The following is a 13,843-nucleotide window of genomic DNA, read 5'->3' on the forward strand; positions in this document are numbered from 1 at the left end:
GGCGCGTCGCCATCAAGCGCCCACACTTATCGGCTGTTAGTTTTTAAAGAACATTCGCAAGAACCGGCGTCCCAACCCTCAGTCGCCTTCGAAGTTCAGCCGCTTAACTACCGCCGCCACCCCTTCCGTTCTGCGTCGCTGCATCAGCAGCAGAGAAACGAGATTATGAACAACGCTTCGCTTTTCGTCAACAGGTCTGGAAAACTTTTTTCTGTCGACCGCGATGCTCGCTTAAAGCATCGGACCACTTCGCATCTTCTGCCCAGAAAGCAAACGGGTCACGCGAACATCACGCGACCCGTCGGCGCTTGTCTGGTGCCGGCTGCAGGACTCGAACCCGCCACCTCATGATTACAAGTCAAGCGCTCTACCAGATGAGCTAAGCCGGCGAAGCACAGGATTCTACTTCATTTGATCACTTTGAGGTGAGAGCGGCCGACCGATTTCGACGTCTCCTCGTCGGCGGAAGCACGCTCGCCCGCCGCCGATCCCGCTGCCGCCGCTTCATCGATCTCGGCCTGATCGAGCTCTGACGAACGCGGCGCCCCGGACGCATCCGACGCCGAAGCGAGCGTCGCCGGCTCGACCGGAAATGCCATGCCCTGGCCGTTCTCTCGCGCATAAATGGCGAGCACGTTCGCGACCTGCACCTCAATCTTGTGCGACTTGCCCGAGAAGCGCGCGCTGAACTCGATCCACTCATTGCCCATCTGCAACTGGCTCGTCGCCTCGAAGCTGACGTTCAACACGATCTCGTCGTTGCGCACGAACTGACGCGGCACGCGCGTGGAGTTGTCGACCCGGACCGCGATATGCGGCGTGAAACCGTTATCCGTGCACCACTCGTAGAGCGCGCGCAGCAAGTAAGGTTTGGTGGAAATCTCTTGCATCAACTGTCCTTTACCGGAACGCGACGTCGCGAAGCCCGCGACGCCCGCGTCCGCACTCGCAAAACTCAGCGGCGCATCACCTTTTCCGAAGGCGTCAGCGCTTCGATATAAGCCGGGCGGCTGAAAATCCGCTCGGCGTACTTCATCAACGGCGCAGCATTCTTCGACAGCTCGATGCCGTAGTGATCCAGACGCCACAAGAGCGGCGCGATCGCAACGTCGAGCATCGAAAATTCTTCGCCGAGCATGTACTTGTTCTTCAGGAAGATCGGGGCGAGCTGCGTCAGGCGATCGCGGATCGCGTTGCGCGCTTTCTCGTGATTCTTTTCCGCGGCCTTGCCCTTTTCGTTCTCGAGCGTGCCGACGTGAACGAACAGTTCCTTCTCGAAGTTAAGCAGGAACAGACGAGCGCGGGCGCGCTGCACCGGGTCGGCCGGCATCAGTTGCGGGTGCGGGAAACGCTCGTCGATATATTCGTTGATGATGTTCGACTCATACAGGATCAGGTCGCGCTCGACCAGAATCGGAACCTGTCCGTACGGGTTCATCACCGCGATGTCTTCCGGTTTGTTGAACAGGTCGACGTCGCGGATTTCGAAATCCATGCCCTTTTCGAACAACACCAGCCGGCAGCGCTGGGAGAACGGGCAAGTAGTGCCGGAGTACAAAACCATCATGTTTTTAAGGTCCCTTCAGAAAACTTGACGGGCCAACGCACGAAAAGCGCCTTCGAGGAGGCGCTTCGGTCACGCTGGCCCACACCGTTCGCGGCGTGTTTATTTAATGTCCTTCCAGTATGACGCGTTCAGGCGCCACGCGAGAAAGCTCAAAATACCGAGGAACATCAGCACCCAGACACCCAACTGCTTGCGGGTCTGCTGGGCGGGCTCCGACATCCACGAAAGGTACGAAACCAGATCGGCCATAGCAGAATCATAATCTACGGACGACATCGACCCCGGTGTGACTTGCGTGTAACCCGCGAAATGTTTTGCCTTTTCGCCGGTTTTTTCGTCGGTTTCGGTGACGAATTTCGCCGTGCGGATACCCTGCAAGGTCCAGAGCACGTGCGGCATCCCGACGTTTTCATACACGCGGTTGTTCCAGCCCGTCGGCCGCGTTTCGTCGCGATAAAAACTCCGCAAGTACGTATAGAGCCAGTCCTTGCCGCGCGCCCGCGCTTCCACCGACAAATCCGGCGGCGACGCCCCGAACCACGTTTTCGCGTCCTCGGGGCGCATCGCGATCGACATCGTGTTGCCGATCTTGTCGGTCGTGAAGAGCAGGTTCTGCTGGATTTCCTTCGGGTCGATGCCGAGATCCGTCAGCCGGTTATAGCGCATCAGGTTCGCACTATGGCAGTTCAGGCAATAGTTTACAAACAATTGGGCGCCGTGCTGCAGGGACGCAAAATTGTCGGCGCTGTCGGGCGCGTGATCGAGCGGGACTTCGCCTTCGGCGTAGGCCGGCGCCGTGCCGAACGCGACGAGCGCCGCCCCGATCAACGCCAGTGTAGAGAGCCATTTTTTCATCGTGTTGTCTCCGGGCGCAGCGTCAATGGGATTTGAAGCGCACGCGCTCAGGCGGCTGTTTGAAGCGCCCGCGCGGCGTCCAGAACGGCATGCCCAGGAAGAACGCGAAGTAGATCAGCGCGCAGATTTGCGCGATCAGCGTGGCGGCGGGCGATGGCGGCCGGGTCCCGAGATAGCCGAGCAGCAGGAAAGCGAACACGAAGATGCCGTAGAAAACCTTGTGGAAGAACGGACGATAGCGAATCGATTTCACCGGGCTGCGATCCAGCCACGGCAGGAAGAACAGCGAAACAACCGCCGTGCCCATCACCACGACACCCCAGAACTTCGATTCCGTCAGCGCCATGAACACGATCACCGCGATCGCCAGGGCGGGCAGCGCGAGCCGCCACTTGCCACGCGCGCGCAACAGCGCGAACACGCCGAGCAGGCCGATCACGACCATCAGCACGATCTTGAACGGATCGGTGGTCGCGCGGAGCATCGCGTAGAACGCGGTGAAATACCAGACCGGCGCGATTTCCGGCGGCGTCTGCAGCGGATTCGCCGGCACGAAGTTGTTCGCTTCGAGGAAGTAGCCGCCCATTTCCGGGGCGAAGAAAATGATCGCCGAAAAGATGAACAGAAACACGCACACGCCCATGAAATCGTGCACCGAGTAGTACGGATGGAACGGGATTCCGTCGATCGGGATGCCGTTCGCGTCTTTCTTCGCCTTGATCTCGATGCCGTCCGGATTGTTCGAGCCGACTTCGTGCAGCGCAACCAGATGCGCGACCACGAGCCCGATCAGCACGAGCGGAATCGCGATCACGTGAAACGCGAAGAAACGGTTCAGCGTCACATCCGACACGACGTAGTCGCCACGAATCCACAGCGACAGATCCGGGCCGATGAACGGAATCGCCGAGAACAGGTTCACGATCACCTGCGCGCCCCAGAACGACATCTGTCCCCACGGCAGCAGATAGCCGAAGAACGCTTCGGCCATCAGGCACAGGAAGATCGCGCAGCCGAAGATCCACACGAGTTCGCGCGGCTTGCGGTACGAGCCGTACATCAGTCCGCGGAACATGTGCAGATACACGACGACGAAGAACATCGACGCGCCCGTGGAATGCATGTAGCGGATGAGCCAGCCCCACGGCACCTCGCGCATGATGTACTCGACCGATGCGAACGCGAGCGTCGCGTCGGGCTTGTAGTTCATGACGAGGAAGATGCCGGTGACGATCTGCAGCACCAGCACCAGGAGCGCGAGCGAGCCGAAGAAGTACCAGAAGTTGAAATTCTTCGGCGCGTAGTACTCGGAGACGTGCTTCTTCCACGTCGACGTCAGCGGAAAACGGCGGTCGATCCAGCCGACCAGCCCGGTTGTTTCAACTTCGTTGTCTGCGAGCGCCATTAAGCCTCTCCCTTTTCGTCCTTGCCGATCACGAGTTGCGTCGCCGACGTGAACATATATGGCGGCACATCCAGGTTCTGCGGCGCAGGCTTGTTCTTGAAGACGCGGCCGGCCAGGTCGTAGGTCGAGCCGTGGCACGGGCAGAGAAAGCCGCCGGGCCAGTTGTCGGGGAGATTGGGTTGGGGGCCTTCCTGAAAGCGCGGTGTCGGCGTGCAGCCCAGATGCGTGCACACGGCGACCGCGACGAAGATGTTCTTGTGATCGGCGCGCGAACGGAACTCGTTGTTGCAGTATTCCGGCAACGGCATCGAGAATTCGAGCTTCGACTTGGGATCGGCGACTTCGTTGTCGGCTTTCTTGACGTCGGCGAGCTGCTCGTCGGTGCGGTTGATGATCCAGACCGGCTTGCCGCGCCAGGCGACCGTCATCATGTCACCGGGCTTGAGACTGCTGATATCGACTTCGACGGGCGCGCCCGCCGCCTTGGCCTTTTCCGAGGGAGCAAACGAACTAACAAAGGGCACGACAGTGGCAACGCCTCCAAAGCCACCCGCTACGGTCGTCGCAATCAGCCAGTTTCGCCGGCCGCCGTCGACGCGCTTCTCTTCCTTGTCTCGCATTACACGCCCCAATTCTGAGTTGGATTTATACCGTCACATCAGTTCTTCCGCCGCTAGTGTGCGCGAATGGAGCCGTCATTTACAAGGCCCGAATAGCAGAAATCACTCGAAGTCCTTGATGCTTCAGGGTTTCCCCGCACGTTTTTGCGCGTTCTCGACGAAGCGCTTATTTACGCTTATTGCGGCGCCGCAATTAACCGCGACGCGCGCTTATTCAAACAGGATTATCGATATCAATAAAGAGATGTTCGATGTCGAATTGCTCGGACAGGTGCGCACCGACCGCCTGGACGCCGTAGCGTTCGGTCGCGTGATGCCCGGCCGCGAGGTACGCGACGCCGCTTTCCATCGCGATATGCATCGTCTGCTCGGAGACTTCGCCGCTCAGATAGACGTCGGCGCCGGCCGCGATGGCGTCGTCGAAATACCCTTGCGCGCCGCCCGTGCACCACGCGACGCGCCGCAACTCGCGATTCGCGTCGCCGAGAACGAGCGGCTTGCGGCCGAGCGCGTTCTCCACCGACGCCGTGAAGTGCTCCAGCGACAGCGGCATCGGCAGCGGCGCGATCCAGCCGAGATCCTGATCGCCGAAACGGCCGTCCGCGATCAGCCCGAGCCGCGCGCCGATCTGCGCGTTGTTGCCGAGTTCCGGATGCGAATCAAGCGGCAGGTGATAGGCGAAAAGACTGAGATCGTTCGCGATCAGCGTGCGCACGCGCTGATACTTGCGTCCCGTGATCTGGGGCGCTTCGTTCTTCCAGAAATAGCCGTGATGCACGAGCACGGCGTCGGCGCCCCATTCGACTGCGGCCTCCAGAAACGCCAGCGAGGCCGTCACGCCGGTCGCGAGTTTCCGAATCCGCCGCGCGCCTTCGACCTGCAGCCCATTGGGGCAATAGTCCCGGAAGCGGCCGATTTCCAGCAGATTGTTCAGATACAATTCGAGTTCGATCCGATCCATGAATTCCTCTATTCCATCAAATGCTTAGACGCTTCTGGCTCTTTTTTGCCCAAGCGGTGACCGTGCTTTTGGCGCTGATGTTCATCGTCGCGACCTTAAAACCGCAGTGGCTGCAACGCCAGGGCCAGTTCGGCAAGCAACTCGCCGAACCTATCGTCGCATTGCAGGAAGTGGCGCCGAGCATCGGCACGCGGCCCGTGCAATCGTCGTATGCGGACGGCGCCCAAAAGGCGATGCCCGCGGTCGTCAACGTGTTCTCCAGCAAGGACGGCAGCCTGCCGCCCGACCCGCGCGCGAAAGATCCGCTCTTCCGCTACTTTTTCGGCGACAAGAACAAGCGCAAGAGCGACGAGCCGCCGGCGTCGAACCTGGGCTCGGGCGTGATCGTCAGCTCGGAAGGGTACATTCTAACGAACCAGCATGTCGTCGACGGTGCGGATCAGATCGAAGTCGCGCTCGCCGACGGGCGCACGTCGAGCGCGAAAGTGATCGGCGTCGATCCGGAAACGGACCTGGCCGTGCTCAAGATCAACATGACGAACCTGCCGACCATCACGCTCGGGCGCATGGACCAGACGCGCGTCGGCGACGTGGTGCTCGCGATCGGCAATCCGTTCGGCGTCGGCCAGACCGTGACGATGGGCATCGTGAGCGCGCTCGGGCGCAATCACCTCGGCATCAACACGTTCGAGAACTTCATCCAGACCGACGCCGCGATCAACCCGGGCAATTCGGGCGGTGCGCTCATCGACGTGAACGGCAACCTGCTCGGCATCAACACGGCGATCTACTCGCGAAGCGGCGGCTCGCTCGGCATCGGCTTCGCGATTCCGGTGTCGACTGCGCGCAGCGTGCTGGAGAGCATCATCACGACGGGCATGGTGACGCGCGGCTGGATCGGCGTCGAGCCGCAAGACGTGACGCCGGAGATCGCGGAATCGTTCGGGCTGGACCAGAAGTCGGGCGCGATCGTGGCGGGCGTGCTGCAAGGCGGCCCGGCCGACAAGGCGGGCATCAAGCCGGGCGACATTCTGGTCAGCATCAACGACGACACGATCACCGATACCACGCGCCTGTTGAACGTCGTCGCGCAGATCAAGCCGGGGACATCGGTGAAAGTGCACCTGATGCGCAAGAACAAGGAACTCGACGTCAACGTGATGATCGGCAAGCGGCCGGCGCAGCCGCGCGCGCCGCAACTGCCCGAGGACGGTCAGGACGATCAGAGTCAGGGCGACGAATGACGCTTTCATGGCTGCGTCGATTTGTCGCAGATTGAAAAAGCAAAGGGCAGCTTCTCGCGAAGCTGCCCTTTTTTATTTCTGACGCCGCGTGTGGACTATTCCGCGGTCGCCTCTTCCTTCTTCGCGCCTTCCTTCCCGACGATCATCCGCGCCGCGATGATGCCGGCCTCGTAGAGGATGACGAGCGGAATCGCGAGAATCAGCTGCGAGAAGACGTCCGGCGGCGTCACGACGGCCGAAATGACGAACGCGCCGACGATCACATACGGTCGGATCTCCTTCAGCTTCTTGATCGACACGACGCCCATGCGCGCGAGCAGCACGACGACGATCGGCACCTCGAACGTCACGCCGAACGCGATGAACATCGTCAGCACGAAGCTCAGGTAATTGTCGATATCGGTGGTCATTTCCGCGCCGAGCGGCGCGTTGTAGTGCGCCATCACGCGAAAGATCGTCGGAAACACGACGAAGTACGCGAATGCCATGCCGCACAGGAACAGCGTATAGCTGCTGCCGACCAGCGGCGCGACCAGTTTCTTCTCGTGCTGGTACAGCCCCGGCGCGACAAACGCCCATATCTGGTAGAGCACCAACGGCAGCGCGATCACGAACGCGACCAGCATCGTCACTTTCATCGGGACGAAAAACGACCCGGTGACGTCCGTCACGATCATCTTGCCGTCCTTTGGCAAGTTCTGCATCAAGGGCCGCGCGAGCAGCTTGAAGATGTCCGGCGCCCAGTACACGAGCCCGATGAAAACGACGATGACCGAAGCGCCTGCACGAATGATGCGGTCGCGCAATTCGACCAGATGCGAGATGAACGTCTCTTCAACGGCCTCGTCTTTGTTTTGTTGCGGGTCGCTCACGCCGGCCCTCGGTTGGGGATCATCAATGGAAGGAAAATCCATGCGGGTCAGAAAAACTTCGTCGGACGGCGGATGGTGGCCGGCGTGTGGCGGGCGACGCGCGCCGCGCCCGACTGCACGCGAGTGCGCCGGGCCGTCGTGCGCTTGTACCAGTCAGGCACGGCGGTCTGCTTGACGCGCCACTTCTTGCGTTTGCCCGACGACGCGCCGTTGCGCCAACCGTCGTAACTCGCCGACGCGGTCTCGGCCGTGCCCCCGCCCGCGATGCTGGACGATTCGGACGAACCCTGACTCCACGCGTCGTTGAGTTCGGCTTCGTGCTTGCGCAGATTGTCCTGAATCGACGTTTCTACATTCGACGCCGCCGTTTCGAACTGCGTGCGCATCTTTTTCAGTTCGTCGAGTTCCATCTCGCGCGCGACTTCCGACTTGACGTCGTTGATGTAGCGCTGCGCCCGGCCGAACAGCGCGCCGGCCGTTCGCGCGACGCCGGGCAGCCGCTCCGGCCCGAGCACCACCAGCGCGACGACGCCGATCAGCGCCATTTTCGTCAGACCGAGGTCGAGCATGGAGTCGAGGTTTCCTGAAATCGGTGCGGGTTGGAATCAGCGAAAGTCGTTCGAGCGCGACTTTTCCTTCGCTTCGACGTCAACTGCTCCGTTGCGCGGCAATTCGCGTTGATCGGCGGGCGTTTCGCCCTCGCGCATGCCTTCCTTGAAGCCTTTCACCGCGCCGCCCAGGTCGCCGCCGATGTTGCGCAGTTTTTTCGTGCCGAATACGAGTGCCACGATGAGCAACACGATCAGCCAATGCCAAATGCTTAAAGAACCCATGAATGAAAACTCTCCTTGATTCCGCCGTGCCCAGTTGGCCGCGTCGGTGAATTCAGGCCTTCCGGCCCCGGGCGAGAGCGAAAATGTGCCGCCCGGAATCTTTCATTTTGCGCGTCCAATATTTCATTGGAAAGGCGTAAGTTGCGTCTTAATTGCGCGATTAACCCATGCGGCGCCACGGACGAGCGCCAGCCAGCAGATGCGCATGAATGTGATAAACCTCCTGCCCGCCGCCGGGCCCGGTATTGATCACGGTGCGAAAACCCGTGTCGCCGCCGGTGTACGCCACGCCCAGTTCGTCGGCGAGACGCCCTACCAGACTTACCATTCTACCAAGCAGCGGCGCGTCGCTTTCGGTGCAGTGCGAAAGTGTCTCGATATGTTTTCGCGGGATCACCAGAACATGAACCGGCGCCGCGGGATTGATGTCATTGAAGGCAACGAACTCGTCGTCTTCGTAGAGTTTCTTGCTCGGAAGCTCTCCCGCGGCGATTTTGCAGAAGATGCAGTTTTCGTGGCTCATGAATGTCCCGGTTCGTCCCGCAGGTTATTGTCGAAGGCTCATTGCCGGAAGCCGGGCGCGCGTCAGAACCAGGCGCGCGGCTCGATCGGCTTCTCTTCATAAAGATACAGCCAGCCCTTGATCACGCGATAGAGCGTCCAGATGCCGACCGCAAAAAGAATCGGAAAGCCGATCAGCACGAACAGCAGCGCAACGCCGATCAGATGCCCGAGCACCGCCCACCAGAACGTGCGGATCTGCCATTCGAAGTGCGCCTGATAAGGCGTGCCGGCAACATCGTCGCGCTTGATGTAGTTGATGATGATCGCGATCAGCACCGTGATGCCGCCCGTCAGCCAGTAGGCGGCGTAGAGGCCGTACAGGACGTGGGTCAGCGTGCGCAGGCCGCGCTGGCGTTCGGCTTCGGCCGAATTCTGATAGGCGGGCGGTGGATAGGGTTCATACGGTTGGTTCATGTCGATCCCTCCTTCATCCGGCAAAAATGCTCGTCAGCCGCCGTTTTGCTCGCGCTCGCGCGATTTGCGCAGCGCCTTTTCTTCGATGCCCGACAAGCCTTCGCGCCGTTCCAGTTCAGCGATCACGTCGGCCGGGTTCAAGTCGAAGTGCGACAGCATCACGAGACAGTGAAACCACAAATCGGCGACCTCGCCGACGAGCGCCTTCGGCGCGCCGCCGTGCCGCGAGTCCTTCGCGGCGAGCACCACTTCGGTCGCTTCCTCGCCGATCTTCTTCAGAACGGCGTCGTCACCTTTATGAAAGAGTCGCGAAACGTAGGATTGTTCCGGGTCGCCGCCCTTTCGGCTGTCGATGACCGCGGCGAGGCGCAGCAGCGTGTCCTGCGTGTTGATTTGCGTCATTTGTAGATGTGTTCGGGGTCTTTCAGGACCGGCTCGACGGCGATCCAGTCGCCGTTGTCCGCCGATCCTTCGAATTTCTGGAAAAAACACGAATGGCGGCCGGTATGGCACGCGATGCCCGATAGCTGCTCGACCTTGAGCAGCACGACGTCCTCATCGCAATCCAGCCGGACGTCGTGCACATGTTGAACGTGCCCCGATTCCTCGCCCTTGAACCACAGGCGCTTGCGCGAACGCGAATAATAGACGGCGCGCTTCAGCTCGATCGTCTTGACGAGCGCTTCGCGGTCCATCCACGCGAACATCAGGACGTCGCCTGTCGCGGCTTCCTGCGCGATCACCGGCACGAGGCCGTTCGCGTCCCATTTGATCTTGTCGAGCCACTCGTTCTGCGTGCTCATGGCTCAGATCCTCACCGAAATGCCCTGGTCGGCCATGAAGCGCTTCGCTTCGCCGACCGTGTGTTCGCCATAGTGGAAGATGCTCGCGGCGAGCACGGCGTCTGCGTGACCGTCGACGATGCCGTCCGCCAGATGCTGCAACGACCCGACGCCGCCTGACGCGATCACCGGCACCGGCACCGCATCCGACACGGCGCGCGTGAGCGCGAGGTCGAAGCCGGACTTGGTGCCGTCGCGGTCCATGCTGGTGAGCAGGATCTCGCCCGCACCGAATTTGGCCATCTTGCGCGCCCACTCGACCGCGTCGAGCCCGGTTCCCTTGCGGCCGCCGTGCGTGAACACTTCCCAGCGCAGCGTTTCGCCTTCCGCCGACACGCGCTTCGCATCGATCGCGACGACGATGCATTGCGAGCCGTGCTTGTCCGACGCGTCGCGCACGAGCTGCGGATTCGCGACCGCCGACGAGTTCATGCTGATCTTGTCCGCGCCCGCGTTCAGAAGCCGCCGCACGTCTTCGACGGCGCGCACGCCGCCGCCGACCGTCAACGGAATGAACACCTGCGACGCGACCGCTTCGATGATCGGCAGGATCAGGTCGCGCTGGTCCGACGTCGCGGTAATGTCGAGGAAGGTGAGTTCGTCGGCGCCCTGATCGTCGTAGCGGCGCGCGATTTCGACCGGATCGCCCGCATCGCGCAATTCGAGGAAGTTGACGCCCTTCACCACGCGGCCGGCGGTGACGTCGAGACAGGGGATGATGCGTTTAGCGAGAGCCATGTTCTTGCAGATAGGGTTGCTGCGGGTGCAGCGCCGTTGATACCGGCGCGTGCGCCGGCCGAGTGCCGCGCCCAGACCGCGAGCGCCGCGTGGATCAGGCGTCGTCGGCTTCGCGCAGCATGTCGGCGCGCGTTTGCGCGGCGGCGAAATCGAGATCGCCCGAATAGATCGCGCGGCCGCAGATCACGCCTTCGATACCCTCGTCTTCGACCTCGCAAAGCGAAGCGATGTCGTTCAGGTTCGACAGCCCGCCGCTCGCGATCACCGGAATCTTCACCGCCTGCGCGAGCCGTACCGTCGCTTCGATGTTGATGCCCTGGAGCATGCCGTCGCGGCCGATGTCGGTGTAAATGATCGCTTCGCAGCCGTAATCCTCGAACTTGCGGCCGAGGTCGACGACTTCATGGCCCGTCAGCTTGCTCCAGCCGTCGGTTGCCACCTTGCCGTCTTTCGCGTCCAGCCCGACGATGATATGGCCCGCGAACGCCGTGCAGGCATCCTTCAGGAAGCCCGGATTCTTGACCGCCGCCGTGCCGATGATCACGTATTCGAGACCGTCGTCGAGATAACGCTCGATCGTGTTCAGGTCGCGGATGCCGCCGCCCAGTTGCACCGGAATGTCGTTGCCGACTTCCTCGATGATCGCGCGAATCGCATCTTCGTTCTTCGGCTTGCCGGCAAATGCGCCGTTCAGGTCGACGAGATGCAGCCGTCGTGCGCCCCGGTCGACCCAGTGCCGGGCCATTGCCGCCGGATCTTCGGAAAAAATGGTCGCCTGGTCCATATCGCCTTGCTTGAGGCGTACGCACTGACCGTCTTTAAGATCGATGGCCGGAATGAGCAACATAGAAATCGCGTGTTATCAGTTGAGGGTTGGTCAAAACGGTCGGGTGCATCAGGCGCCACGCCTGCTCGCGACCGTCTCGCTAGTGTAGTACAAGTCTCGCGGCGCACACGGATGCATTCGGGATAAGCCGGAAGGCCGGATTCGACGCGCGAATCACGGATTCCAGTGCACGAAATTCCGATACAGCCGCAGGCCCGCGTCGGCGCTCTTTTCCGGGTGAAACTGGGTCGCGAAGATATTGTCGCGCGCGACCGCCGAGGTGAACGGCGCGCCGTACACCGTTTCGCCGGACGTGTGCGCCGGATCCGCCGGCACCACGTAATAGCTGTGCACGAAGTAGAAGAAGGCACCATCCGCGACGCCGTCCCACAGCGCATGCCGTTGTGCCTGCCGCACGCGGTTCCAGCCCATCTGCGGAACCTTGAAGCGCGAGCCGTCGTCCTGCAACTGGCCGTCGAGCTGAAAGCGCACCACCTTGCCCGGCAGCAGTCCGAGGCCCTTCGTGTCGCCTTCCTCGCTCCAGTCGAAGAGCATCTGCTCGCCGACGCACACGCCGAGCATCGGCTTTTCACGCGCGGCTTCCATCACGGCGTCCTGCAGGCCGGAAGCCGACAGATGCGCCATGCAGTCGCGCATCGCGCCCTGGCCCGGCAGCACGATCCGGTCCGCTGCGCGGATCGCTTCGGGCCGCTCGACGATCGCCACGTCGGCTTCGGGCGCCGCCTTTTTCAGCGCCTGATACACCGAGCGCAGGTTGCCCATTCCGTAATCAACAATCGCTATCGAAGTTTTCATTTCAAGGTAGGCAGCAAGGCCTTCAATCCGTCGACGATGAATTCCACCGCCAAAGCCGACAACATCAAACCCATCAGGCGCGTCCCGATATTGATACCGGTGCGCCCGACCCAGCGCGCGATCGGCTCGGCCAGGTTCAGCGCGCCGAAACAGAGGCCGGCGAGCACCGCGCCGATCACGATCAGACCGATGCGGTCGTACCAGTGATGCGCATTGGCAGAATAGACGATCACCGTGCTGATCGAGCCGGGGCCGGTCAAAAGCGGAATCGCAAGCGGCACGACGGCGACGCTGTTCTTCAGCTCCGCCTCGTGGCGCTCTTCCGGCGTGGAGCGCGTGTTGCCGATCTGCGCATTCAGCATGTTGATCGCCATCAACAACATGATGATGCCGCCGCCGACTTCAAGCGATCCGACCGAGATCCCGAAAAACGCGATGATCTGCTGCCCGAGGAGCGCCGTCACCGCGATCACGCAGAACACCGAGATCGATGCGATGCGGATCGTGTTGCGCTTTTCGAAGTCCGACTGTTGTGCGGTCAGGCTCAGAAAGAACGGGATCGCGCCGACCGGGTTGATCAGCGCGAGCAGGGAAATAAACGATTTGAGCCAGTCCATCGAGGGCCGTCAGTGCGTTGTCGCGCGGGCATGCCGCCCGCAGAGTCCGGACCGTCCGGGGAAATTAAAGGCTGCCCTTGGTCGACGGAATCTGGCCCGCGGCGCGCTCGTCGAATTCGACGGCCATGCGCAGCGCGCGCCCGAACGCCTTGAACACGGTCTCGACCTGATGGTGCGCGTTGATGCCGCGCAGGTTGTCGATATGCAGCGTCACGCCGGCGTGATTCACGAAGCCGCGGAAGAATTCGATGGTGAGATCGACGTCGAAGGTGCCGATGCGCGCGCGCGTGAACGGCACATGGAATTCGAGTCCCGGCCGGCCGGAGAAATCGATTACGACGCGCGACAGCGCTTCGTCGAGCGGCACATAGGAATGGCCGTAGCGGCGAATGCCCTTGCGATCGCCGATGGCCTTCGCCACCGCCTGCCCGAGCGTGATGCCGGTGTCTTCGACCGTGTGGTGGTCGTCGATATGGAGGTCGCCGTGCGCTTCGACTTCAAGGTCGAAAAGGCCGTGGCGCGCGATCTGGTCGAGCATATGGTCGAGGAACGGCACGCCGGTGGCGAGCTTCTGCTTGCCGGTGCCGTCCAGATCGAGCTTCACACGGATCTGCGTTTCGCTGGTGTTGCGAACGACTTCCGCAATGCGCATGGTGATTCCTTGAGACT

19 protein-coding genes and 1 tRNA gene are annotated in these 13,843 nt (G+C 61.6%); 1 reads left to right on the forward strand and 19 read right to left on the reverse strand.

All coding sequences use genetic code 11. The annotated features are described in order from the left end of the window. Positions 1-313: 313 nt before the first annotated feature. The 7 genes from AWB66_RS23430 to AWB66_RS23460 form a co-directional block, all read right to left on the reverse strand. Positions 314-389 (reverse strand) — tRNA-Thr (locus tag AWB66_RS23430). A gap of 18 nt (positions 390-407) precedes the next feature. Further along, positions 408-890, reverse strand: coding sequence for a ClpXP protease specificity-enhancing factor (locus AWB66_RS23435; protein ID WP_087632505.1), 483 nt, complete (start codon positions 888-890; stop codon positions 408-410). A 65-nt stretch (positions 891-955) separates the two neighbouring features. Continuing rightward, positions 956-1,567, reverse strand: coding sequence for a glutathione S-transferase N-terminal domain-containing protein (locus AWB66_RS23440; RefSeq protein ID WP_031362199.1), 612 nt, complete (start codon positions 1,565-1,567; stop codon positions 956-958). A 99-nt stretch (positions 1,568-1,666) separates the two neighbouring features. Further along, positions 1,667-2,422 (reverse strand): cytochrome c1, encoded by a 756-nt coding sequence (locus AWB66_RS23445; RefSeq protein ID WP_087632506.1) that lies wholly within the window; start codon positions 2,420-2,422, stop codon positions 1,667-1,669. Between the two features lie 22 nt (positions 2,423-2,444). Beyond that, the gene (locus AWB66_RS23450) at positions 2,445-3,827 is read right to left on the reverse strand and encodes a cytochrome b (protein WP_087632507.1); all 1,383 of its coding nucleotides are present in this window, start codon (positions 3,825-3,827) and stop codon (positions 2,445-2,447) included. After that, the gene (gene petA / locus AWB66_RS23455) at positions 3,827-4,447 is read right to left on the reverse strand and encodes a ubiquinol-cytochrome c reductase iron-sulfur subunit (RefSeq protein WP_087632508.1); all 621 of its coding nucleotides are present in this window, start codon (positions 4,445-4,447) and stop codon (positions 3,827-3,829) included. Before petA ends, AWB66_RS23450 begins: the two co-directional genes overlap by 1 nt. Before the next feature lie 214 nt (positions 4,448-4,661). Beyond that, positions 4,662-5,408 carry a Nif3-like dinuclear metal center hexameric protein gene (locus AWB66_RS23460; RefSeq protein ID WP_087632509.1) on the reverse strand — a complete coding sequence of 249 codons (747 nt, stop codon included), beginning with the start codon at positions 5,406-5,408 and terminating at the stop codon, positions 4,662-4,664. Positions 5,409-5,428: 20 nt separating this feature from the next. On the opposite strand from AWB66_RS23460, the gene AWB66_RS23465 reads away from it, so the two are divergent. Next, positions 5,429-6,652 (forward strand): S1C family serine protease, encoded by a 1,224-nt coding sequence (locus AWB66_RS23465; protein WP_087632510.1) that lies wholly within the window; start codon positions 5,429-5,431, stop codon positions 6,650-6,652. Positions 6,653-6,747: 95 nt separating this feature from the next. Here the strand turns inward: AWB66_RS23465 and tatC are convergent, their stop codons facing one another. The 12 genes from tatC to hisB form a co-directional block, all read right to left on the reverse strand. After that, positions 6,748-7,524: a twin-arginine translocase subunit TatC gene (tatC, locus tag AWB66_RS23470; protein WP_087632511.1), complete on the reverse strand. Its 777-nt coding sequence runs from the start codon at positions 7,522-7,524 to the stop codon at positions 6,748-6,750. A 47-nt stretch (positions 7,525-7,571) separates the two neighbouring features. Continuing rightward, on the reverse strand, positions 7,572-8,093 hold the full coding sequence (gene tatB / locus AWB66_RS23475) for a Sec-independent protein translocase protein TatB (RefSeq protein WP_087632512.1): 522 nt from the start codon (positions 8,091-8,093) through the stop codon (positions 7,572-7,574). A 36-nt stretch (positions 8,094-8,129) separates the two neighbouring features. Beyond that, entirely contained in the window at positions 8,130-8,357 is a 228-nt protein-coding gene (gene tatA / locus AWB66_RS23480; RefSeq protein ID WP_062638213.1) for a Sec-independent protein translocase subunit TatA, read from the reverse strand. Positions 8,358-8,517: 160 nt separating this feature from the next. Beyond that, positions 8,518-8,880 (reverse strand): histidine triad nucleotide-binding protein, encoded by a 363-nt coding sequence (locus AWB66_RS23485; protein WP_087632513.1) that lies wholly within the window; start codon positions 8,878-8,880, stop codon positions 8,518-8,520. Between the two features lie 62 nt (positions 8,881-8,942). Then, the gene (locus tag AWB66_RS23490) at positions 8,943-9,335 is read right to left on the reverse strand and encodes a DUF4870 family protein (protein WP_087632514.1); all 393 of its coding nucleotides are present in this window, start codon (positions 9,333-9,335) and stop codon (positions 8,943-8,945) included. A gap of 33 nt (positions 9,336-9,368) precedes the next feature. Continuing rightward, positions 9,369-9,737: a phosphoribosyl-ATP diphosphatase gene (locus AWB66_RS23495; RefSeq protein ID WP_087632515.1), complete on the reverse strand. Its 369-nt coding sequence runs from the start codon at positions 9,735-9,737 to the stop codon at positions 9,369-9,371. Continuing rightward, entirely contained in the window at positions 9,734-10,138 is a 405-nt protein-coding gene (gene hisI, locus AWB66_RS23500; protein WP_087632516.1) for a phosphoribosyl-AMP cyclohydrolase, read from the reverse strand. Before hisI ends, AWB66_RS23495 begins: the two co-directional genes overlap by 4 nt. A gap of 3 nt (positions 10,139-10,141) precedes the next feature. Continuing rightward, a complete protein-coding gene (hisF, locus tag AWB66_RS23505) occupies positions 10,142-10,915 on the reverse strand; it encodes an imidazole glycerol phosphate synthase subunit HisF (protein ID WP_087632517.1) in 774 nt (257 codons plus the stop codon). A 94-nt stretch (positions 10,916-11,009) separates the two neighbouring features. Next, complete coding sequence (gene hisA / locus AWB66_RS23510) at positions 11,010-11,762, reverse strand: 1-(5-phosphoribosyl)-5-[(5-phosphoribosylamino)methylideneamino]imidazole-4-carboxamide isomerase (protein WP_087632518.1); 753 nt, start codon at positions 11,760-11,762, stop codon at positions 11,010-11,012. Positions 11,763-11,915: 153 nt separating this feature from the next. Continuing rightward, positions 11,916-12,557 carry an imidazole glycerol phosphate synthase subunit HisH gene (gene hisH, locus AWB66_RS23515; protein WP_087632519.1) on the reverse strand — a complete coding sequence of 214 codons (642 nt, stop codon included), beginning with the start codon at positions 12,555-12,557 and terminating at the stop codon, positions 11,916-11,918. Continuing rightward, entirely contained in the window at positions 12,554-13,174 is a 621-nt protein-coding gene (locus AWB66_RS23520; protein WP_087632520.1) for a MarC family protein, read from the reverse strand. The genes hisH and AWB66_RS23520 overlap by 4 nt, the downstream gene beginning before the upstream one ends. A 64-nt stretch (positions 13,175-13,238) precedes the next feature. Then, positions 13,239-13,826: an imidazoleglycerol-phosphate dehydratase HisB gene (hisB, locus tag AWB66_RS23525; RefSeq protein ID WP_062638205.1), complete on the reverse strand. Its 588-nt coding sequence runs from the start codon at positions 13,824-13,826 to the stop codon at positions 13,239-13,241. Positions 13,827-13,843: the final 17 nt, after the last annotated feature.

Origin of the sequence: Caballeronia telluris, from assembly GCF_001544495.1 — a bacterium.
GTDB lineage: Bacteria > Pseudomonadota > Gammaproteobacteria > Burkholderiales > Burkholderiaceae > Caballeronia > Caballeronia telluris.

Bases quoted from the DNA above. Each gene is read 5' to 3' on its own strand.
- AWB66_RS23435 (WP_087632505.1), bottom strand. From the start codon at position 890: ATGCAAGAGATTTCCACCAAACCTTACTTGCTGCGCGCGCTCTACGAG.
- AWB66_RS23440 (WP_031362199.1), bottom strand. From the start codon at position 1,567: ATGATGGTTTTGTACTCCGGCACTACTTGCCCGTTCTCCCAGCGCTGC.
- AWB66_RS23445 (WP_087632506.1), bottom strand. From the start codon at position 2,422: ATGAAAAAATGGCTCTCTACACTGGCGTTGATCGGGGCGGCGCTCGTC.
- AWB66_RS23450 (WP_087632507.1), bottom strand. From the start codon at position 3,827: ATGGCGCTCGCAGACAACGAAGTTGAAACAACCGGGCTGGTCGGCTGG.
- petA (WP_087632508.1), bottom strand. From the start codon at position 4,447: ATGCGAGACAAGGAAGAGAAGCGCGTCGACGGCGGCCGGCGAAACTGG.
- AWB66_RS23460 (WP_087632509.1), bottom strand. From the start codon at position 5,408: ATGGATCGGATCGAACTCGAATTGTATCTGAACAATCTGCTGGAAATC.
- AWB66_RS23465 (WP_087632510.1), top strand. From the start codon at position 5,429: ATGCTTAGACGCTTCTGGCTCTTTTTTGCCCAAGCGGTGACCGTGCTT.
- tatB (WP_087632512.1), bottom strand. From the start codon at position 8,093: ATGCTCGACCTCGGTCTGACGAAAATGGCGCTGATCGGCGTCGTCGCG.
- tatA (WP_062638213.1), bottom strand. From the start codon at position 8,357: ATGGGTTCTTTAAGCATTTGGCATTGGCTGATCGTGTTGCTCATCGTG.
- AWB66_RS23485 (WP_087632513.1), bottom strand. From the start codon at position 8,880: ATGAGCCACGAAAACTGCATCTTCTGCAAAATCGCCGCGGGAGAGCTT.
- AWB66_RS23490 (WP_087632514.1), bottom strand. From the start codon at position 9,335: ATGAACCAACCGTATGAACCCTATCCACCGCCCGCCTATCAGAATTCG.
- AWB66_RS23495 (WP_087632515.1), bottom strand. From the start codon at position 9,737: ATGACGCAAATCAACACGCAGGACACGCTGCTGCGCCTCGCCGCGGTC.
- hisI (WP_087632516.1), bottom strand. From the start codon at position 10,138: ATGAGCACGCAGAACGAGTGGCTCGACAAGATCAAATGGGACGCGAAC.
- hisF (WP_087632517.1), bottom strand. From the start codon at position 10,915: ATGGCTCTCGCTAAACGCATCATCCCCTGTCTCGACGTCACCGCCGGC.
- hisA (WP_087632518.1), bottom strand. From the start codon at position 11,762: ATGTTGCTCATTCCGGCCATCGATCTTAAAGACGGTCAGTGCGTACGC.
- hisH (WP_087632519.1), bottom strand. From the start codon at position 12,557: ATGAAAACTTCGATAGCGATTGTTGATTACGGAATGGGCAACCTGCGC.
- AWB66_RS23520 (WP_087632520.1), bottom strand. From the start codon at position 13,174: ATGGACTGGCTCAAATCGTTTATTTCCCTGCTCGCGCTGATCAACCCG.
- hisB (WP_062638205.1), bottom strand. From the start codon at position 13,826: ATGCGCATTGCGGAAGTCGTTCGCAACACCAGCGAAACGCAGATCCGT.